The 20,339-nt window shown below is 41.5% G+C and carries 16 protein-coding genes and 1 pseudogene; 5 read left to right on the top strand and 12 right to left on the bottom strand.

The features are described from left to right. Positions 1 to 68: 68 nt before the first annotated feature. Both ruvA and ACFE90_RS21755 read right to left on the bottom strand, forming a co-directional pair. Positions 69 to 701, bottom strand: a complete 633-nt coding sequence (gene ruvA / locus ACFE90_RS21750) for a Holliday junction branch migration protein RuvA (protein ID WP_375504199.1) — start codon at positions 699 to 701, stop codon at positions 69 to 71. Continuing rightward, positions 701 to 1,459, bottom strand: a complete 759-nt coding sequence (locus tag ACFE90_RS21755; protein WP_375504201.1) for a sucrose-phosphate phosphatase — start codon at positions 1,457 to 1,459, stop codon at positions 701 to 703. The genes ruvA and ACFE90_RS21755 overlap by 1 nt, the downstream gene beginning before the upstream one ends. 38 nt (positions 1,460 to 1,497) lie before the next feature. Here ACFE90_RS21755 and ACFE90_RS21760 point away from each other — a divergent pair, with 38 nt between their 5' ends. Both ACFE90_RS21760 and ACFE90_RS21765 read left to right on the top strand, forming a co-directional pair. Further along, positions 1,498 to 1,620 (top strand): hypothetical protein, encoded by a 123-nt coding sequence (locus ACFE90_RS21760; RefSeq protein ID WP_375504203.1) that lies wholly within the window; start codon positions 1,498 to 1,500, stop codon positions 1,618 to 1,620. A gap of 571 nt (positions 1,621 to 2,191) precedes the next feature. Next, positions 2,192 to 2,344 carry a hypothetical protein gene (locus ACFE90_RS21765; RefSeq protein WP_375504205.1) on the top strand — a complete coding sequence of 51 codons (153 nt, stop codon included), beginning with the start codon at positions 2,192 to 2,194 and terminating at the stop codon, positions 2,342 to 2,344. Between the two features lie 32 nt (positions 2,345 to 2,376). On the opposite strand, the gene ACFE90_RS21770 is transcribed toward ACFE90_RS21765, so the two are convergent. Both ACFE90_RS21770 and ACFE90_RS21775 read right to left on the bottom strand, forming a co-directional pair. Continuing rightward, positions 2,377 to 3,675, bottom strand: coding sequence for a calcium-binding protein (locus ACFE90_RS21770; RefSeq protein WP_375504207.1), 1,299 nt, complete (start codon positions 3,673 to 3,675; stop codon positions 2,377 to 2,379). A 520-nt stretch (positions 3,676 to 4,195) separates the two neighbouring features. Further along, the gene (locus tag ACFE90_RS21775; RefSeq protein WP_375504209.1) at positions 4,196 to 7,537 is read right to left on the bottom strand and encodes a PAS domain-containing protein; all 3,342 of its coding nucleotides are present in this window, start codon (positions 7,535 to 7,537) and stop codon (positions 4,196 to 4,198) included. Between the two features lie 146 nt (positions 7,538 to 7,683). Here ACFE90_RS21775 and ACFE90_RS21780 point away from each other — a divergent pair, with 146 nt between their 5' ends. After that, entirely contained in the window at positions 7,684 to 8,088 is a 405-nt protein-coding gene (locus ACFE90_RS21780) for a hypothetical protein (RefSeq protein ID WP_375504211.1), read from the top strand. Between the two features lie 149 nt (positions 8,089 to 8,237). On the opposite strand, the gene xseB is transcribed toward ACFE90_RS21780, so the two are convergent. Genes xseB through ACFE90_RS21800 form a run of 4 tightly spaced genes read right to left on the bottom strand, consistent with a single transcriptional unit; the run spans position 8,238 to position 10,348 of the window. Beyond that, positions 8,238 to 8,465: an exodeoxyribonuclease VII small subunit gene (gene xseB / locus ACFE90_RS21785; RefSeq protein ID WP_375504213.1), complete on the bottom strand. Its 228-nt coding sequence runs from the start codon at positions 8,463 to 8,465 to the stop codon at positions 8,238 to 8,240. Beyond that, positions 8,458 to 9,726: an exodeoxyribonuclease VII large subunit gene (gene xseA / locus ACFE90_RS21790; protein WP_375504215.1), complete on the bottom strand. Its 1,269-nt coding sequence runs from the start codon at positions 9,724 to 9,726 to the stop codon at positions 8,458 to 8,460. Before xseA ends, xseB begins: the two co-directional genes overlap by 8 nt. Positions 9,727 to 9,786: 60 nt before the next feature. Next, the gene (locus ACFE90_RS21795; RefSeq protein WP_375504217.1) at positions 9,787 to 10,068 is read right to left on the bottom strand and encodes a type II toxin-antitoxin system RelE/ParE family toxin; all 282 of its coding nucleotides are present in this window, start codon (positions 10,066 to 10,068) and stop codon (positions 9,787 to 9,789) included. Next, entirely contained in the window at positions 10,055 to 10,348 is a 294-nt protein-coding gene (locus tag ACFE90_RS21800) for a type II toxin-antitoxin system Phd/YefM family antitoxin (RefSeq protein ID WP_375504219.1), read from the bottom strand. The genes ACFE90_RS21795 and ACFE90_RS21800 overlap by 14 nt, the downstream gene beginning before the upstream one ends. Positions 10,349 to 10,453: 105 nt before the next feature. Here ACFE90_RS21800 and ACFE90_RS21805 point away from each other — a divergent pair, with 105 nt between their 5' ends. Further along, the gene (locus ACFE90_RS21805) at positions 10,454 to 10,699 is read left to right on the top strand and encodes a UPF0175 family protein (protein WP_375504221.1); all 246 of its coding nucleotides are present in this window, start codon (positions 10,454 to 10,456) and stop codon (positions 10,697 to 10,699) included. Between the two features lie 31 nt (positions 10,700 to 10,730). Here ACFE90_RS21805 and ACFE90_RS21810 read toward each other — a convergent pair. Further along, positions 10,731 to 12,110, bottom strand: a pseudogene (locus ACFE90_RS21810) (PIN-like domain-containing protein). A gap of 815 nt (positions 12,111 to 12,925) precedes the next feature. Here ACFE90_RS21810 and recA point away from each other — a divergent pair. Next, positions 12,926 to 14,005, top strand: a complete 1,080-nt coding sequence (gene recA, locus ACFE90_RS21815) for a recombinase RecA (RefSeq protein WP_375504223.1) — start codon at positions 12,926 to 12,928, stop codon at positions 14,003 to 14,005. Between the two features lie 492 nt (positions 14,006 to 14,497). Here recA and ACFE90_RS21820 read toward each other — a convergent pair whose 3' ends face one another. The 3 genes from ACFE90_RS21820 to ACFE90_RS21830 all read right to left on the bottom strand — a co-directional run bounded on the left by ACFE90_RS21820 (position 14,498) and on the right by ACFE90_RS21830 (position 19,666). After that, the gene (locus ACFE90_RS21820) at positions 14,498 to 15,220 is read right to left on the bottom strand and encodes an FHA domain-containing protein (RefSeq protein ID WP_375504225.1); all 723 of its coding nucleotides are present in this window, start codon (positions 15,218 to 15,220) and stop codon (positions 14,498 to 14,500) included. Between the two features lie 784 nt (positions 15,221 to 16,004). Continuing rightward, positions 16,005 to 17,609, bottom strand: coding sequence for a pentapeptide repeat-containing protein (locus ACFE90_RS21825; RefSeq protein WP_375504227.1), 1,605 nt, complete (start codon positions 17,607 to 17,609; stop codon positions 16,005 to 16,007). Between the two features lie 1,226 nt (positions 17,610 to 18,835). Beyond that, positions 18,836 to 19,666: a squalene/phytoene synthase family protein gene (locus ACFE90_RS21830; RefSeq protein ID WP_375504229.1), complete on the bottom strand. Its 831-nt coding sequence runs from the start codon at positions 19,664 to 19,666 to the stop codon at positions 18,836 to 18,838. Positions 19,667 to 20,339 lie beyond the last annotated feature (673 nt).

Consider the following 20,339-nt stretch of genomic DNA (forward strand, 5'->3'; position numbering starts at 1 on the left):
GGCAGGGGGCAGGGGGAGAGTAACTAATGACTAATGACAAATGACTAATGACTAATGACTAATGACAATTAAACTTGTTCGCTGCTAAGATGAGCGATCGCTTGTTTAATCCAATCTTCGACATAAGCATCTTTGGATAGTCCAATATCTTCACTTACTACATGCAGGGCGTGACTGACCTCATGGGCAGTATATCCCAAGGCGAAGAGGGTCATTTGCACCTCTTCGAGAATTCCCGGTGCTGGCCCACCTGTGGCGACGAAGAACCCGGCTGATTTGCGCCACTCGACTAATTTGCTTTTCAGTTCCAAACAGATGCGTTCAGCAATTTTTTTACCGACACCGGGAGCCTGAATTAAGATTTGTGTATTGCCTGCGATAATTGCTTGGACTAAATCTGGTAGTTCCAGAGTGTCCAGGAGTGCGATCGCTAAGGCTGCACCAATACCAGTAACAGTCAGTAAGTGGCGAAATAAATCGCGTTCGGCTGGCGAAGCAAAGCCATATAGAAAAGGCACTTCTTCACGAATTTGGAAATGGGTAAAAATTTGCGCCACTCCTCCTGACTCTGGTAACTGGTTTGCTAGCCGTTGAGGAACTTGCAAATCATACCCCAAGCCATTTACTTCTAAAGTCAGAATCACACGATTAGCGCCAATTGTTTGGATACCAGCGACTATACCTTTTAGATAACTAATCATTACAAAAAACCAAAATAATTTAAGCCTTCAATAATTCCACCTGCACAAAAATCTTTTGCCAGGTAGCGGTATTCAGAGGGATGCTCATTGTGCCATTGGAGTAACTCTTTTCGGGCATTCCCCACAATGATTCCCTGTGCGTTGCCTACAGCAAATAAAGCAATATCATTACCTGAATCACCACAGACAACTGTTTGTTCTGCTGCAAATTTCCACTTCTGTCGTAAAAACTGCATTGCCTGACCTTTATCGCTGCTATGGGGTACAATGTCAAGGTCAATACCGCTACTGTAGATTAACTTTACATTTAATTTATATTTCTGCAACTGGGCTTCAAGTTGTGGTAGAACATTCGCAGATGCATCTTGTTCTAAAAAAAAACTCACTTTAAAGGGACGCTGTTCTGAATCTGGTTGCCGAATTAACTCACGGTATTTTTTAGTAATAGATAATACAGTTTCCCGTTCCCATCCCGGAGAGAGGATTTCTGACCAACCTGAGTCTGGAGTATCAGTACCATTCAGGTAAATTTCTGTACCCACAGAAAGAACGAGGGCATCGGGTTCCAAAAGATTTTTTTGAGCTTGAAGTTCTTTATAAAGTACAGGCGATCGCCCGGTAGAATAAACAATTTTCGTACCGTATTCTTGGCGATGTCTTTCCAGCAGTTGATTTAGTTCTGCTAAAGCGCTGTCATCACCCACTGTGCGATACACGAGGGTGTCATCTAAGTCAGTTACAAAAAGAAATTTAGCCATAACTACCTCTTGTGCTTCGCTTTACCATCAAAAAGTTTATGTCCTTTTTGCGCTTATCTAAAGAAAACATAGATGTAGAGCCTGATTTAACAAAAAAGTCAGGAGATATACAGAAGAGTATTCCTCCTGGAAAAGAGGCAGGGGAAGCAGGAGGAGAATAACTAATGACAAATGACAACTGACTTTGCTGTTATATTTCATGTAATAAATAGATTTATAAGTTCATTACAATGATTGCTACAAATGCTTAAACGTTTCTTATACATGAAAGAGCATTTGTTGCAAAGTATTAAGCGATTGCAACAACTAATTATATATTTGCTGCAAATGCTTAAGCCTTTCTTATACATGGAAGAGCATTTGTTGCAAAGTATTAAGCGTTTGCAACAACTAATTATACATTTGCTGCAAATACTTAAGCGTTTCTTATATATGGAAGAGCATTAGCTGCAAACGTTCAAATTTTGACAACTAATGTTTAAATTTGAGCGATGTCTACAGAGACGTAACACCGAAAAACAATGTAGAGACGTGGGAATAATGTTCGCTTAAGGCAAGAGATGCGATGAATCGTCGTCTCTAGAAGAATACAATCTATTTAAACTCCTTTACTGCTTGCGATCGCGGTTAACATGTCTCCACAACATCCACCAACCGAATTAATAAATCTTGCACTGCGTTTCTATTCCGCCTCGGAATGAATTCCGAGTCTCATAGCTGAAGTCGACTTAAGTGGACTTTAGCCATGAGCCGCAGAACTTTAGTTCTGAGCGGGATGTCGGTAAGTGTGACAGTTTAACTGTGACAAAAATGTGGGTAAAAGAGTTGAAACCGCTATTTAGAAGTGACCAAAGACTCTTAACGGAATGGCGATCGCTTAATTGATTTTTTAATCTTCACAAAAAATTGTACTATTTTTAGCTAATTGAAGAGGTTAGACCCTCAGAGACAAGCTCAATATCGAAAGTGGGTATGAAATTAGGCTTGTTCTCAAGAGTGGCGAATTGGGTTCCCTGAAAGGACAAGGCACCAGTGTTGCGGTTGTAACTGAACTCGTTAGTGGAAGTAGCGCCAAACCCAATTGTAGAAATCTGAATTTTGTCGATCTGCCAGTAGCTGAAGTCTTTAATGATGTCAATGCCTTCAGACCTGAAGTTGAAGACAAATGTATCAGCACCAGCATCGCCTGTGAGTGTGTTGTTACCAGCATCGCCAACGAGTGTGTCGTTACCAGAACCCCCATTTAGGAAGTCATTACCAGCACCGCCTTCGAGTGTGTCGTTACCAGCCGCACCAACCAAAACGTCGTAGTCCCCATAGCCAAGCAAGTGGTCATTGCCATCGTCGCCAAGCAAAAAGTTGTGACTGCCATTCCCCTCAATTTGATTGTCCAGGGCGTTGCCTATGCCATCAATATCGCTGCTACCTGTGAGAACCAAGTTCTCAAAGTTGTCACCCAATTTGTAACTAAACGAAGACTCAACCGTATCGGTTCCTTCGTTCAAGTCTTCTATAATACCAACTGTTATGATGTGATTCGCAAACTGATCGATGATTAGATTGTCCTCAGACCCGAATACATAAGTAATATAAGTGTCGTTGCCAATTCCACCACGTAGGACAGCAAGCCCCTTGCTGCCATCAAGGATGTCATCACCTTCCTCGCCATACAGTCCGCCGCCGCCTTTTCCGCTATTCAAATAATCATTGCCCAAACCACCGTACAGTATGTTAGGAATGGCACCACCGTAAAGGCTGTCATTGCCCGAATCACCATACAGCATATCGTAACCATCGTTGCCATACAGTACATCGTTGCCTTCTAAACCATAAATAATCTCGTCTGCCGAGGTTCCTTGGATTGTGTCAGAACCTGTAGTGCCGTAGATGGATTCGGTTTTTCCGGGACTAAATACCTCGTTATTATTGCCCATTACATTTGCAACTATATCTACATGGTTACGGTTGTAATTCACAGGGTCAATACTGATAATCTTACTCTCAAAAGAGGAGCTTTTTATGATGTCAAAACCATCAGTACTATAGACGTATATTTCAGAATAAAAAACGAGGACATCAATTACATTGTTGAAGACAAACTCATCATCACCACCAAGACCATTGAGAGTGTCATCACCTAAATCGCCGAAAATGGAATCAGTTTCTGGAGTCCCATTTAGATTGTCGTTACCAAAAGTACCGTTAATAGGTGGCATGTCCATCACTCCTTGTCAAACTATGGTTCAGTGCAGAATTAAGTTAATTTAACGTCAGTTCGACGGCGTGTGACCGCTAATTAACAGCATATTTGAATGGGGTAGGAACCTCTTATAAACAGCATTAATCTCACAAAACTTAACCCTTCATGGAAAATAAACTAGGATTATCTGCAAATATAATTGCGCTTCAGCTAGGATTAAATGCAACCAATCTGCAATGATTGGTTTGAACGATTATTATTGCAGGTAGCTACAAATAATCTCTCTTCCAGATTGGTTGAGGGATTTTTGGGGTTTGTTATTTATGGTGAAATGTGGGTAAATAGGAGTTTTGTACTGGCACAACCTCACTACCCAAAAATGACTATTCTCCACTACGATCGCCATAGATAAATTTCAAGAGTGAATATGCAATATTTGACTATAGTTAGCGATCGCCTTTGAAAAAAGCTTTGCGATTTACTCAGTTTTCCTGTGCCTCCTGCCTCCCTCGCTAAGTATATAGAACAGAATCATTTTAAGGAATGGATGATTTACTGTGTGCAAGTGCCAGCACAGCTTGAACTAACTCTTGTGGATTAAGGGGCTTGGTAATATGCCGTTGATAACCACTGGTTATGGCTTGCTGGTAATCATCAACTCTGGCATAAGCAGTCAAAGCGATCGCCAGAATGTGTCCCCCTTTTTCAGGGGTTAAAGTGCGGATTTGTTGAATCAAGCAATAGCCATCGACTTCGGGCATTCCAATATCACTGACTAAGACATCGGGTTGAAAGGACTCCAGATTTGCCAACACTTCTGCCGCAGAGGAAACAGTCAGGACTTGCGCTCCGTATTCAGCAAGCAATACTGTTAATAGTTCACGAGTATCAGGGTCATCATCAACTGCGAGGACTCGAATCCCCGTGAGTTTGAGTGCTTGTTGTGACAACTCATCTATCTGCTTGATTTTCGATTCAACATTCAGCAGTGGCAACTGGACTGTAAAGGTGGCTCCAAAGCCTTCACCAGGACTATCAGCCGCGATCGTGCCGCCATGAGCCTCAACTAACTGACGGACGATCGCCAACCCCAATCCTAACCCCCCATACTTGCGAGTAATTGAGACATCTTCCTGACGGAATGATTCAAAAATATACGGGAGAAAGTCAGGGTTAATACCTTTGCCAGTGTCGCTGACGATAATCTGTGCTTGATCGTTGACTTGCTTTAGTCGGATTTCTACCCGTCCGCCTTCGGGAGTAAACTTGATAGCATTAGAAAGTAAATTCCAAACGATCTGTTGCAGACGGTTGGAATCTCCACAAACCTGTCCAATATTCGGCAGAACTGGATGCAAGAGTATTGATTTAGCAACAGCTGCTGTACTTACCGTGTCGATCGCAGATTCAATGACAGATGCCAGATTCACAGGAGTAACATCAATGCTGAGTTTGCCGCGCAGAATCTTGGCGACATCGAGCAAGTCATCAATTAGTTGAGTTTGCAGTTTAACGTTGCGTTCGATGGTGGCTAAGGCTTCAGCTGTTTTAGTTTCATTAAATTTGCGAGTTTGCAGCAGTTTTGTCCAGCCGAGAATGGGGTTGAGAGGCGATCGCAATTCGTGGGAGAGAATGGCAAGAAACTCATCTTTGATGCGATTGGCATGTTCTGCTTCAGCCCGCGCGGCTTGCTCTAGCTGGAATAGGCGATCGCGTTCGGCTTCGAGTTGTTTTTGGGCTTCGATATCAGTTGCACTGCCAAACCATTTGACAATTTGGCCTTGTTTATCCTTTTGCCCAATTGCTTGGTGTAGATGCCAGCGATAGACACCATCTGAGCGCCGCATACGACCTTCGGCTTGATAAGAAGTACCCTGTTGTGCTGCCTCGCTCCACCGTTGAGCCATAATAATTACATCTTCTGGATGGACAACCTCTTTCCAGCCGATGCTGTGGGCTTGCTCTGGCGTTAATCCTGTGAATTCCAACCAACGTTGATTGACATCGAGTAAGGCTCTTTCTGCATTGGCTGTCCAGACTAATTGTGGGATTAATTCTGCCAAGCACCGATAGCGTTCCTCGCTTTGGCGTAATGCTTCCTCTACCTGTTTGCGATCAGTGATGTCTTCGGCAATACCTGCAAACCGATAAATCTCTCCTGTTTCATCTCGAAGCCCAAAACAGCGATCGTGAACCCAGCGAATGCTACCATCGGGTAAAAAAATCCGATATTCCTCATCAAATTTACCTGCGACAGCTTGTTCATGAAACGCTCTCTGGGTCGATTCTCGATCCTCTGGGTGGATACGATTAATCCATGCTTGTTGTCCTTGATACATTTCCTCTGGGTCTAATCCCCACAATCGTTTGTAGGCAGGACTAACATAGCTGACTCGATTTTCAGGCACTTCTCTGATCCAGAATACTGCATCAATATTTTCTGCAAGTTGCCGAAAACGTTCTTCACTCTCGCGCAGAGCTTCGGCTGACCGTTTGCGTTCGGTGATATCTATATCAATACCAGCCATCTGTATCGGTTGCCCCTGTTGGTCGTAGAACACCTTGCCCTGGCTCAATGCCCACCTAATTGTGCCGTTGGGATATACTACCCGAAATTCAATGTCATAGTCTTCTCCTGTGGCGACAGCACGAGCTACAGCTGCCAGCACGCGATCGCGATCGTCAAAGTGTAACCGCGCCACAAACATCTCGAATGAGCCGTCAAACTCTCCTGGTTGCAGTCCAAATAAGGCTTCTAGGTTATCTGACCAAGAAATTTTTTCCGTCTTGATGTTCCAGTTCCACGTTCCCATCCGAGAGGCTAGTAGTGCCAATCGCAGCCGTTCTTGGCTCTGCCGTAGTTCCGCTTCTACCTGTTGGCGTTCCTTTAGTTCACGCTGTGCCTGCTGATACAGTTCTGCCTGCCGCAAGGCGATACTCATCTGAGTTGCCAACTCTTTAAGCAAGTCTATTTCTAAGGGCTGCCAAAATCGAGGGGAGGTACAATGATGAGCAATTAGCAATCCCCAAAACTGCTTATCTTGCAGAATTGGTACAACCAAATGAGCTTTGACTTGAAACTGTGCCAGCAATTCACCGTGGCACGGGTCAATATTGCTATCATGAATATCTGATACTGCCGTGACTTGCCCCTGATAATAGCGTTCGATATAATCCTTGATAAAGGTAGGATCGTACCTGACATGCGGTTGATTTGAGGCGATGTAGCTTTCATCTGGGCACGGATCATACATAGTAGACGAAAGCAGCGATCGCCACTCTACCCCAACCGATTCTGCTAGTACTGTACCATCGCCGTCAAGTTTTAACCGAAAAACCAAGACCCGATCAGTGTGAAGAAATTCTCTGACTTCGGCTACAGTCGTCTGAAGAATTTCATCCAGATTCAGCGATTGGTGAATTTTCTGGGTAATATATGAGACTACGCGCTCTCGTTCAATACGCTGTTGTAGTTGGGTGCGTAGCCGCACTGTTTCAATTGCCCTATTGACTGCTATTTGCAGACCTTCTGGGGTAATTTGCTCTTTGACAATATAATCTTGTGCGCCCGCTTTGATTGCTTGAACTGCGATCGCTTCATTGCCCTGTGCAGTGACGACAATCACAGGTAAGCAAGGCTGTGGGGTCGAGGGTTGCAATTGAGCCAGAAATTCCAGTCCGTCCAGGTCGGGTAGTCGGTAATTAAGTAAAATGGCATCTGGCTGATGTCGCTGCCACAGTTCTAGTCCTTGCACTCCTAACGTTGCTTCCAGGATAGTATAGGAATATTCGCGATCGCGCAACAAATATTGCCGATAGAGTTCTCGATCTTCTGGGGAATCATCGACAATTAGAAGGGTGCGCTGTTGCTGAGACATCGTAAATTAATTGAGCGGATAGAGTTAAAGCCCACATTCCGCAGATTATCATAGAGAAATCAATCTTTCTAAAATAGCGCTAAAATCCTCATTTATATAAAGATTTTGCCATAGCCTTGTTTTATGACTACCCCATACCTAGCAAGATGGAGTTTGAAACTGAAATAGCGCAATTGAATTTAGAAGCAGTAGAAAACGAAAGCGATCGACCCGGTAAACCATCAACCTTGGCCTGTCCTGACTGCGGCGGTATCCTTTGGGAAGTCGAAGAGGGAAATTTGTTGCGCTTCCGATGCCGCACGGGTCATGCTTATTCAGCAAAAACTTTGCTAGCCACACAGTCTGATGCCATAGAGGATGCGCTATGGATCACTTTGAGGGCATTGGAAGAGAAAGCTTCTTTATCACATCGCATGGCTTCAAGGATGGAGGCTCGCAACCTACCATTGGCAGCACAAAGATTGAAAGAGGAGGCGCACTCTGCTCTTGAGCGCTCCGCCATTATTCGAGAAGTGCTATTAAAAGACGATGCAAACACAGATGTTGATTGAAGGTGTGTATCTGCGTGGATTGTATTAGGTTAGATATCTGAAACGCGATGCCTACGGCAAGCCGCTAAAAAGCATCTAAGCATACTATGCTATGATGTCCGCTTGATTACTTATTAAACCCGAAGAACCACACCAGCAGGCTCTCGCTTCTACTCATCGCTTAATGTTTCAATCAACAAATCTACCTGCTGCTGTCGTTGCTGCAAAAAACTTTCGCACTGACGCAAATACTCAACAGCACTTGCAAATTGTTCAAACACAGCTTCCAAATCCAACTCACCCGCCTCAATGCGAGCGATGATTCCCTCTATTTCAATAACTTTTGCCTCATAATTCCAACCTTCCTCAGAACTAGAAGCACTCTTACGTTTAACCATTTACCTCTCTGTGTCCTCTGCGCCTCTGCGGTTCGTTTACTTCCATAACCTTCACTTTAACCTCACCCTGCCCCAACTGAATCACTAACTCTTCCCCCACAGCCAACTCTGCCGCAGAACGAGCGATCGCCCCATCTTCTTGCCTCACCACCGCATAACCACGCTGTAACACCGCTTTCGGGTCAAGACTAGCTAACTTTTGTCGCAACAACTCTAAATACTGCGTTGCTTGCTGCGATCGCCCTGTCGTAATTTGTACCAAATGCTGACGCTTCCAACCTAACTTGTCCACCTCCAGCTGCACTTGCCGATCTAACCGCAAACGTCGCAAACGATTTCGTAATACTTGCAGTTTATTCTCAGCATTTTCTCCAAAGTCATGCACTGCCTCATGTAAAGCCACAACTCGCCCCCGATGCTCAGTATACAACTCTGAAAGTGCTGGCACAACCATTTCCGCCGCCGCAGTCGGTGTATGCACACAAGCATCTGCAACTAAATCTGCTAAAGATTCATCTCTTTGATGACCGATACCAGTAATTACAGGAATGGAACAAGTAGCAAGCGATCGCACCACTCGTTCATCATTAAAGCAAGCCAACTCCTCCACCGCGCCACCACCCCGCGATAAAATTAGCACTTCGGCGCGACCATCTCTTTCCACCCGATCAATAGCCTTAACGATAGATTCAGGTGCTTGCTCACCTTGTACTGTAGCCGGAGAAAATAAAACGTGTAAACCTGGATATCTTTGTCTGAGAGTTTTTTGAATATCACCCCAAGCAGCCGCAGTGGGTGAAGTGACGACAGCGATCGTTTGGGGGTGGGTTGGGAGCGATCGCTTTCTTTGCGCATCGAACAACCCCTCAGCCAGCAAGCGATTTTTGAGTTGTTGATAGCGCAACGCCTGTAAACCAACACCAGCAGGTAGAGTCTGCCAAACTGATAACTGATACTCTCCCCGTTGCGGATACAGGCGAATACTGCCCAAAATGATTATCTGCTCACCGGGAACGGGTATCTGAGCGAGTTTTGGCAATTGGCTATTCCATACCACACACTTAATTCCGGCGGTGCGATCGGTATCTTGCAGCGTAAAAAATAAACCACTGCGATGGTGGTTAGCGCTAGAGACTTCGCCAGTTACCCAAACTTGCCGTAATTGTTCATCTTGCTCTAACAGCAAGCGGATATAGTCAGTTAATCCAGAAACTGAAAGTGCTGTATCGAGAATCAGAGAGTCGGGAAGGTCGAGAGTCATCAAAGATGCCTAAAAGCATTTGTGCTGGAGCGATTCTAGCATTTTAATGAAAACAGAAGTTTATGCCAGTAAACGCTTTAATCTTTTGTAGACATCATCATCATTGCGCTTACCAACTACAATCACTTCTATTAAATCTTGCTCAGGAAAATACCTGTAAACAATTCGATATTCACCACTATCAACTCGATATAAATCCTGATAACCAGATAGCTGCTTACTATCAGTGGGTAAAGGCTCAACATTCAAAGCCAAAACCTTTTTTGCAATCTGTGCTGCTATTTTAGGCTGTAAACCGTTCAGAAAATCAAGAACAGTTGCTAGACCATCAAGCTTCGCCATTAGCTAAATGCTCTAGTGCAGATGTAAAAGCCTCTGTACCAATCATTTTGGATTGACTTAGAGCAACTTCGGCGGCTTGACCGAAAACCATATCCTCTAATTCTTCCAACCGATTAATTAATTTTTGGTAGCTCTCGGCTGAGATAATCACATGGCTAGGTCGTGATTGCTTAGTTAGTAGAACTGGCTCAGTAGCAGCTTTGTCAAAAACTTCACCGTGTTTGTTACGAGCATCTGTGAGAGTATAAATCTGCATAGTAATTTTGACTGTTTTAGACATTTTGACTATATTTTAGCAGATAACTCTTCTCATCTCAATTTTGGCTTAACAGAACTTGCTGCTCGTTTATGTAAATAGAATGGTTATGTAGAGAAGAATTCAGCAATGAACATCGTTATTTCTGATCAAATTTTAGCTGCAACCTGCATGGCTGAGATTGAACTGAAAAAAGAAATTGCCGCTATACTCCTTGGGAAGGAAAAACTCACCTTCGTTCAAGCCAGTCGTTTGGTAGAGATGAACCGCATTGCGTTTCAGTATCTACTCGCAAAACGTCAAATTCCGGTTCACTATGGTGTAGATGATTTTGAAAAATATATCAAAAACTTACAAGAGATGGACAGACTGTGATTACTGTTAGTAATGCACTACATTTTAATAGCTATAATGCATCTCTATTAAACTCTGCTAAGGGATAAAATTCTGCTGTTAAATCATCTTCCTTTTCTAAGTTAGCTACTCCAATAATAAGATTCACGCATGGTGGGAGTTGACTATTATTTTTTTGTAATATTTGGATAGTTTGGTGTGCTGCTTCTTCATCCTGCATTACGAATACAAACGTTATTTCATCAAGTGAACCTTCTTTAGTCTCATAATAACCACGATATTTCTGATCTCGTAAAATGAATCGAGCAGTAAGTGGATCACGAAATATTTTGATTTCAAATCCCAAATTTCTTTCTGACTCTGAATCACGAACTATATAATCTGGAAAACCTCGTTTGTTTTCCAGGATACTAAAGTTAGCATAACGTTTTTGAAGCCATATAAGTACAGATTTGGCCGCAAAAAGCTCTAAGTGCCTAAAAGCTAAACGTCCCTCTAAAGATGCTCTAACAACTTCACGAACTTGGGATATTGATTCATCAGTAACATTAGTATTTAAGAATTCTTTAGAATACTTTAGAAATTGTTCTGAATTATACATATAAAAGAGCTTAGTACTAGCCTCTCTTGAAATTTCATTAACTAATTCAGGACGTGGGCCAATCTTATTTTTACCTTGAGAATCAGTTATCCACCACCAATCTTCTTTTTCATCATCAGTAAGAAATACTATTGATTGAATAGAATCTTGTGATGCTTTATTAATTATTTGCTTCCAAAGTACTAAATCTCCATACTTACGTTGATAAATTACACCACCGTAGGAAAAAATATCGCTTTTGCTATCAGTTTCTTTCTTCTGGTCTTTATATCCTGGTGGTATATCACTCTTAAATCTAATTTCTCCTTCTTGATATATCTTGGTAATTTCTTCTTGAGAGAAAGATTCACCAACTTTTTCTTTTAGTAATTGATCAAGTTGTTCTCTAATTGGATCACTATCTGTTACTGATAGCTGAGTAGCTTCAAGCTGGTCTAAATTGGCTAGAAAATCAGTGATTTGTTGATCAAGGGCTGAAACAAGTTCATCAGCTTGAATAGATGAGTGTCGCTTCTTTAACTGTAATTTTTCTAGTTCAGAGATCATTGCGGCTCTAGAACTTTATAGAACTTTACGAACATCTGAAAAACGTTTCTTTTGTTCAGCAATAACAGTAAGGCGGTTTCTTTGAAATTCAAGTGCAGCTTGATATGGAACCCAAAGACGAGGTGCTATACTTTGTACAACAGTAAAAAGCTGTCTCCGTGCTTCTTCAGGATATCGATACATATTAAGTAGAATATTGGCATCTAGCACAAAAGTTGCTGATTGCCAAATTTTTTGAAAATCTATTTCACTTGGACTGTAGTAACCACTAAATAGTTCTTTCATTATAAAAAATCTCAAAGTTATCTGACGTTTACTGTTGGTTTATAGTGCCAATATCACAAAGCTAAAAGGCAATCTAACTCTTATTAAACTGATATCTATAAGATTACCAGACTGAAAATTTCAGTCTATCTTCCAGCAAAAAGCAATAATTCCCCGTGAATCCATCACTTGCTCAATCACTGGAAATTTAAGTTAACACAAAACTAAAACTGAACATTTTGTTAAGTAAATACACTTCTATTAAAGACAAAAAACAATAATATGAGGTTAGTTGACACAAACACTATAACCCCAACTCAGTAGCTTGTACATTCAAACTTATAACTAACAGTAAATCGCCTCACTCCCTAAGCAAACTCAAGTACAAGCCAAAATTGCAGATAACATCTTGCGCGTGGAAGTCACCCTCAAAGCTTTGAAAATCCCATGATTATTACCTGGAAACCGTCAACATCTTCGCCTTACCCAATGAAGTCTCTGTAGATGATATGCTGATTGGCATGGTGATCGCTCTTAATTTAGCAACCCCCGTCAATGCTCACCAGTATGCTTCTACTGACAGTGTTGTTTAGATAATTTTTTGTTGAAAACCCTTGCTTACCCTGCCAAAAAAAGCTATCTCTGAATGCAAGTTGGTATCATTGTGCAAGACTACCCTAATCTGGTAGCGATCGAGTTACGATCTTGTTACACCCCTTTTTTGATTTGAGAAGTCCTATTCCAGAATTTTCTGGTTAAAATAGTATATCTGTTCTACTCAAACTCCCAGAGCAACACTCCTTAAAACCATATATTTAGAGGCATTAGAGGCAGGAATGGCTATCAATACGGATACTTCTGGCAAGCAAAAAGCGCTGACTATGGTGCTTAACCAGATTGAGCGCAGCTTTGGTAAAGGAGCAATCATGCGCCTGGGCGATGCCACCCGGATGCGGGTGGAGACCATTTCCAGTGGAGCGCTCACCCTAGATTTAGCATTGGGTGGTGGTTTACCCAAGGGGCGGGTAATTGAAATTTATGGGCCGGAAAGTTCCGGTAAAACTACAGTAGCGCTACATGCGCTCGCCGAAGTGCAAAGAAATGGCGGTATTGCTGCCTTTGTTGATGCTGAACACGCCCTTGATCCCACTTATGCTGCGGCATTGGGTGTAGATATTGACAATTTGCTGATTTCTCAACCTGACACAGGCGAATCAGCTTTGGAAATTGTCGATCAGCTTGTTCGCTCTGCTGCGGTTGATATTGTAGTCATTGACTCAGTAGCAGCACTGGTTCCCCGTGCTGAAATTGAAGGCGATATGGGTGACGCCCACGTTGGTCTGCAAGCGCGGTTAATGAGCCAAGCTCTACGTAAGATTACTGGCAATATTGGTAAATCTGGTTGTACAGTAATTTTCATCAACCAGTTGCGGCAAAAAATCGGTGTTACTTACGGTAGCCCAGAAACTACTACTGGCGGTAACGCATTGAAATTTTACGCTTCGGTGCGCTTGGATATTCGCCGAATTCAAACCTTGAAAAAAGGTACAGATGAATTTGGTAATCGCGTTAAGGTTAAAGTCGCCAAAAATAAAGTAGCGCCGCCTTTCAGAATCGCTGAATTTGACATTATTTTTGGTAAAGGTATTTCTACCTTGGGTTGTCTTGTTGACCTAGCAGAAGAAACTGGCATTATTGTCCGCAAAGGAGCTTGGTATAGTTACAACGGTGATAATATCTCCCAAGGACGAGATAACGCCATTAAGTATCTAGAAGAAAAGCCTGAATTCGCTGAGGAAATTAAGAAACTGGTGCGGGAAAAACTAGATAAAGGTGCTGTTGTTTCTGCTAACTCTGTAGCTAAAGCCAGTGAAGAAGATGAAGAGGAAGAAGTCGATTTAGAGCCAGAAGAATAAGGAATGCGGTTTTATAACTTTTAATATGTAGTGGGTTACATAGACAGCTAACCCACCTTCTCCAAAGTATTGATGAGTTATAGCAAGCCTAAGAAAATGATTGCCACTATTACCGCAAGGCGGAAGTCAAAATTTAAAAGTCAAAAGTCAAAAATTTTGTATATCAAGGCTTTTGCAAGTTTTAAAATGGTAGCTTGATTTACGCCGTGCTGTACTATATGACAAGCAATCATTTTATTTTTATGGCGTTTGTCGTTGGAATCAGTTAAAAGAAGGGGCACAAAAATGTTGTGCCCTTACAAATTGTGTATAGTTCACGCAGTTAACTTATCCCACAGCAATGTTTTGATAACGGTGAGGAAATCGAAGTCATTAGTAACTAATGACTAAATCGGCGGGCGGGGCGGCTATCCCGGACACCTCTTGAAGGTATGGGATTCACGCCCATTTTTGTTGAAAATTGCTATAATTTCCAATTTTTTAGCTGGGATTCTATGGTATTTGTCTGCTAAAAAAGCGGTCTAAAATTTCTGATTTCTGTTCCGAACTGAAGTTGTCATACGAATCTTCAAACTTTTCAACTAGTCCAGGATTTCTGAAAATCTCTGAATTATCATCTGGTTTTTCAGTCAAAAGTTTTGGTCTGTTACAGGGATAAGTAAGTATTTCTACTTGATTACCCCTCTTTCGATGCATAAGTTGCATCAATAACTCCATTGCTACAGTTGGCAACACGCGGCAGGTAGAACTCATGAAAAAATCAAAAGTCATACTACCTAGACGGATGCGATCGCCATCTTTGAGCTTGATCGGCCCAAAAGCGCGATCGTCATTCACAAATGAGCCATTGGTACTGTTGAAGTCTATAAAGTAGAAGCCTTGATTGTCAATATATTGAATGGCAGCGTGGCGACGAGACATATAACTATCAACAATACAAATACCACTGTTGCGATTACGACCTATTGTCCAGATTTGCTGTGGCTGCCGTAAACTTTGGGTCTGATTGTCGCACAAATTAGTCATCAAATAAACAGCAGAAGTATCCACTACACCATGTATGTAAGATGCCTTCCCTCTTGTCAACGACGGTTGAGATAGGTTTTCTAGCTGAAGAATTTCATCTAGAAGTCCACTATGGTGTTCATACAACTTAAGAAATACCTGATATAAAGTTAATCTCCGTTCTATTTCCGTTTGTGCAAAGTCAGTCATTATACTTAAACCTTGTATTACCTGATTTCGGTTATGAATATTCTGCTTCAGCCTACAACCAGGGATAATTAATTTTTAACTTTCCGCTACCATCTAAAAACTTGAGTGGCTTAAGAGTGTTAGATTTTACAATTTTTAAAAGCGAGATTCCCTGTTGTTTCTAGCCATCAAAAGCATGGAAACATCTAAAAAAAAGTATTATGATGCTTTATTGTTTATTGTAAATAATCATTTGTTGTTTGTAACAGATACAGATTATAAAGATTTGATTAAGAATAGCCAATTCTCTACGTATTTTTGCTAGGGATGGAATATTTACTAATATTTGCAAGAGCTATGACTATCGTTTAACCCAACTATAACAATCCCAAATTATTCGCGATCAACAAGATCCCCGACAACTTTTACGATGTCGGGGATTTCCGGGTTGGGTTGCAATTCTTCCAAGTTAAATAGGATTGTTATATCATATCTATTTGGTCAGTTCTGAATAAATCTGAGTTTTCTCGATAAGAATAAGGGCTGATTTATCCAAGCTCATAAGAAAATAGAAGGCTTGTAAGTTTTATAAAACAATACAGTTGAGTTTAAGACTTGGCTTAAGTACCCTTAAAAAAGTGGGAACTAGTACCGCAAGGCGGAAGTCAAAAGCCAAAAGTAAAAAGTCACATATACTTTAATTTTGGGCTTTCTGACTGTAATGAAATGGTAGGTTTATTTCCGCTTTACGGTACTAGTTTGGGAGGCAGGACAAGCAAGTAACTTTCAAATTTAAACTTTCAACTTATAACAAGCCTCGTTTTCCATTGGGGCGGATGGTCATCCAATTTGTTTTTGCTAGTGCAAGCTGCTCATCAGAAATTTTGGCACTGGTAAGATTAGCACCACACAGATTAGCTCCTCGGAGGTTGGCATTACTAAGACAAGCATTGCTGAGGTCTGCGCCTCGCAGGTCTGCCCCTTCTAAATCAGCATGGTTAAAGTATGCTTTGGTCAAATTAGCATCCTTAAGATTTGCTCGAGTGAGGCTGGCTCTGCCAAAGTCACTATTGTGAAGATTAGCTCCCTGGAGATTGGTTTTTTGCAATTGAGTGGAATGGAAATTTGTTTGGGATAAGTCAGCACCTTGCAGATTCAGCAAACTTAAATTGTGTAGAGCAAAATCTCGTCTTCCCTTCTGATAAGCAGTTAATAAACCTTGAGTATCTAATTTACGCTCAACTTTAGAAGTTTTAATTTGTGAACTATTACTGTTGCTGTTAACAAAAGTTGTTGATTTGGCCATCCCAGAACCCTGGTGTAATCCACCTGCTTCCGCTGCTGCCTTGGCTCGTCTAGCGCGAATTGCTGCCGCTACTTGTGCCACTCCTGTACTGCTAGCAGCAGAAGAGTTGTTACATAAAACAGCAGAATTTTCCAGATGGTTGTGTATTCGCTCTTTAGACCCAGTATCTGATTTAATTAATAAACCCTTTGCTAAACTTTCTAAATATGGTTCTATTTCCAATGCTCTGAGAACTTCTGTTGCTGACTGATAGCGATTACGTACAGACACCTCCAACATTTTTCGCAATACATTGCCCAAGTGGTCACTCACTTGTACAAGTTGCTCCCACATCATCTCGCCAGTGTTGGGATTGTAATCTAAATCTTTAGGAGTTTTGCTAGTCAGTAAATAAATGCATGTCACCCCTAGTGCATATATATCACTGGCGTAGACTGGACGCATAGCCATTTGCTCTGGAGGTGCAAAACCAGGAGTACCAATGGCATAGGCAGTTAATGCTGTCTGTCCTGATTGATTTACCGGACTTTGGCTGATTTGGTTTTTGACGGCACCAAAGTCGATAAGTACCATTCTGGCATCTTGAGTGCGGCGAATTAAGTTGGCTGGCTTAATATCACGGTGGATCACCTTTTGATCATGGATGTATTGCAATAGTGGCAGAATTTCGCTCAAAAATTGCTTGACTCCAGTTTCGCTTAAGATGCCGTTAAGTTTGATCTCTTCCTGTAAGGTATCACCACTGATGTATTCTTGAACTAAGTAGAATTGTTCATGATTTTCAAAATAGTCTAACAATCTTGGTACTTGGGGATGATTGCCAATCTTACCTAAAGTTTTGGCTTCTCGTTCAAAGAGTTCTCTAGCCATCTGTAAAACGTGTGGGGCGCTTCCTGATGGGCGTAATTGTTTGATTACGCAACTCGGTTCTCCTGGTAAGCCTTGATCGTTGGCTAAGAAGGTTGCTCCAAAGCCACCCTGACCTAATGGTTTGATCACCTGATAGCGATCGCGCAACAGTAGTTGCGAGCCACAAGACTGGCACCTTTGGCTATATACCAAATTTTCTGGATTGGGACAGGTAGGATTTAAGCAGTAGCTCATGCACTGTCAACTCGCTGCACGAAGAATCACGGTGAGTTGTTATACTCTCTTTCAATTATTTAGATATTAATCAACTCTTGCCAGGTAATTTTTGCTGGAAATGGTTTGAAGATTTTTTAAAGTTTAGCTAATATTACGTAAAGTTTTTGCCAAATAATAAAGTTATTATACCCAGAATATTAAATAGTATTTAAATTACTTTATACTATATAACGCCGTGTGCAACTTTCTCTCAGACCTAACCCCCAACCCCTTCCCTACTAGCGTTGGGGAGCAAGAATCAAAGCCTCTCTCCCTATGGGGGAGAGGAATGGAAGCGGGGTTCTAAGGATAAGTTGCACATCACGTTATATACTAATTTGTTATAATGCTCTCTTAAAGCTTTCTACACGTAACGTGCTGCTTTACCAACTCGCTAATGTCATTCACTAATTGTGAAAGTCGGCTTTAATTTAGGTTTTTAGATGATTTAAGACTTACACACTGTACAAATGCATCGTAATGTGAATTAACGGTCTTGAGGTTGTTTCAGGCTTTTGTTAATTATTCTGCGATCAGAAATAGACCATGCTGTAGGGAACATTGCTGTGTCCTTACGAAAAATGTAGTTTTTAACTTTATGCATATTTTGCATTGATTGTCAATGTCTAAGTTCTAGATTGTTTCTGTAGTCTTATTTTCAAGAATTGGTATTTAAAGCTATTGAAGGGCAGTGCCCAACGCCAGTTGCTCTACTTGGAGCGAAGTCGAAGTTGCGGCTTGGGCTAGATAGTGCAGCATTAACGCCGCGCTATCGACCTACACCTACAATGGGCATCTTCTCTTCTCCCAAAGGGAGAGGTTAGCACCAAGGGATAATATCAAGTTCGGGTGATAACTTATAATAAAATCTGTCAATGTGGGTTAGTTGGGTTTTAGCAAGATCCCCGTAGGAATACAGCAGTGAAACCCAACATGAACAAGGATAAAATGTTGGGTTACCCTGCGGAAAACCCCTTCTTTACCAGACGCTGTTCGCGTTTGGGTCTATGTTTCTAATACGCCATTTGCTTGGTTGTCGAGAAACCGCAAGGGCGCAGTGGCTCCCCAAGCTACAGATATTATAAGTGTTTAACCGAACCTGATATAAGACCACACTAACTTTCTTACAGAAAATCGCTGTATAATTTTGGATGCCCAAGTTTGGAGGCAATTTAAAATCATCTCCATTAGTCGTTACGAGATTATTAGCTGGCTTTCATGTTTACACTAATCAGTTGTTCGAGAAGTGCAAAAACATCACTGCGACTGAGCTTCTCTTTACCACTAGCAAGGGCATCAAGAGTGCCATTAGCCAAGGTTAAGGGAATTTGACAAAAATCTAAGGCTGGGCCAGTAGGAAGGTTTTTGGTATAAACTTCTGCCAGGGCTAGATTGCGCCGGGCATACTCTTGCATATTTTCTGCACTCCAACCTTCTGGAAAAAAGTCTACCCCACGCCCTAAATCTTCAGTATGGTTACGCAGGATATTAACTGCTTGTAAACCCCGGCCAAATCCGATCGCCTGGGTACGGTTAGTTTGCGTTCCATCATACCAAGTCCATAAGTCCGATAGTAACAATCCGACTGCACCTGCAACCCCAAAGGTATAACGATCCAAATCAGATTCTGTATAAATTTTCCAGTTTCTTTCTGCCCAGTAAGCCATCCGATCTGCCATTGCAGCAGTGGCATCCCAAATTCGAGGCGCAATGGTCTCTGGTGCTAGTATCGACCATTCTCTAATCCTCACTGTGACTTCTTCTAAGGTATTCTCATACCCACTAAATCCTGCAAAGAAAGCATCTACCGCAAAGCCATCAACCCCTGCCTGTAATGTCAGGCTAATCGTTCTTAACAGCTTTACTTTAGTAGCGTTATCTAATTCGGGATGATCTTCTATTTCATCAATGGCACGCATACACAAATATGCTGATGCTACTGCTTCTTGTAATCCTGGCGGTAAAAGACTAATTGGGATATAAAAAGTTCGGCTAGTTTCTTTGAGGATTTGCAATGCATCTCTACGTAAATTCATGTTTCCACTCCCCGATTGATTTTTGCACCACATGAAGTTTGCAGTTTTTTGATGATACTGGATATAGTTTTGACTAAACCTTAAAAACTATAGACTATAAGATACGCTAGTATTTCATCTAAAAATTAATAGTTTTTGGTGTTGTAATTAACAAAACTCTCAAATTTATCAAAGTCTAATTTAGTATATAGGGTTTTGGTTGCAAAAATCTTTAATGTGCCGTTTGATATAGCTATCATCAAGTTTTAGTGGATATATAAAGAATTATGCTAATATTTGGTTGATTAGTGCGAATTTTTTCCATGAGGAAACATCCATAGTCGGGATTTGAAAGTATTTTAAGTCTGCGTTAAATTGACTAAGAAATTATAATTATTGTATATATAAAGACAATTTAAGAGAAGCTGGTAATGGATAACAGTAAGTGTAAGCACCTTTAGATGCGAACGGCGGTATGTCGAAGAGTTAGGGTAAGTTACATAGATATAAAGGGCTGGGATGCCTGGGTTGGGCTATGTACACGCTTGTTGGATTATAATGGGAACCTGCTTACTGTTTAAAGTAGTATCAAGTGACCATAACCGAGAACAAGAAGTTCCCGTATATTTACGAGATTGACAATAAAAAAGTGGGCTGTTTGCCCACTTAATAAAACATTTATGAATATTTGACC

Origin of the sequence: uncultured Nostoc sp., assembly GCF_964245445.1 — a bacterium.
Classification (GTDB): Bacteria; Cyanobacteriota; Cyanobacteriia; order Cyanobacteriales; family Nostocaceae; genus Nostoc.

Bases quoted from the DNA above. Each gene is read 5' to 3' on its own strand.
- ruvA (WP_375504199.1), bottom strand. From the start codon at position 701: ATGATTAGTTATCTAAAAGGTATAGTCGCTGGTATCCAAACAATTGGC.
- ACFE90_RS21755 (WP_375504201.1), bottom strand. From the start codon at position 1,459: ATGGCTAAATTTCTTTTTGTAACTGACTTAGATGACACCCTCGTGTAT.
- ACFE90_RS21800 (WP_375504219.1), bottom strand. From the start codon at position 10,348: ATGTCTAAAACAGTCAAAATTACTATGCAGATTTATACTCTCACAGAT.
- ACFE90_RS21825 (WP_375504227.1), bottom strand. From the start codon at position 17,609: ATGAGCTACTGCTTAAATCCTACCTGTCCCAATCCAGAAAATTTGGTA.
- ACFE90_RS21795 (WP_375504217.1), bottom strand. From the start codon at position 10,068: ATGGCGAAGCTTGATGGTCTAGCAACTGTTCTTGATTTTCTGAACGGT.
- ACFE90_RS21780 (WP_375504211.1), top strand. From the start codon at position 7,684: ATGGAGTTTGAAACTGAAATAGCGCAATTGAATTTAGAAGCAGTAGAA.
- ACFE90_RS21805 (WP_375504221.1), top strand. From the start codon at position 10,454: ATGAACATCGTTATTTCTGATCAAATTTTAGCTGCAACCTGCATGGCT.
- ACFE90_RS21775 (WP_375504209.1), bottom strand. From the start codon at position 7,537: ATGTCTCAGCAACAGCGCACCCTTCTAATTGTCGATGATTCCCCAGAA.
- xseB (WP_375504213.1), bottom strand. From the start codon at position 8,465: ATGGTTAAACGTAAGAGTGCTTCTAGTTCTGAGGAAGGTTGGAATTAT.
- recA (WP_375504223.1), top strand. From the start codon at position 12,926: ATGGCTATCAATACGGATACTTCTGGCAAGCAAAAAGCGCTGACTATG.
- ACFE90_RS21770 (WP_375504207.1), bottom strand. From the start codon at position 3,675: ATGCCACCTATTAACGGTACTTTTGGTAACGACAATCTAAATGGGACT.
- ACFE90_RS21820 (WP_375504225.1), bottom strand. From the start codon at position 15,220: ATGACTGACTTTGCACAAACGGAAATAGAACGGAGATTAACTTTATAT.
- ACFE90_RS21760 (WP_375504203.1), top strand. From the start codon at position 1,498: ATGTCCTTTTTGCGCTTATCTAAAGAAAACATAGATGTAGAGCCTGAT.
- xseA (WP_375504215.1), bottom strand. From the start codon at position 9,726: ATGACTCTCGACCTTCCCGACTCTCTGATTCTCGATACAGCACTTTCA.
- ACFE90_RS21830 (WP_375504229.1), bottom strand. From the start codon at position 19,666: ATGAATTTACGTAGAGATGCATTGCAAATCCTCAAAGAAACTAGCCGA.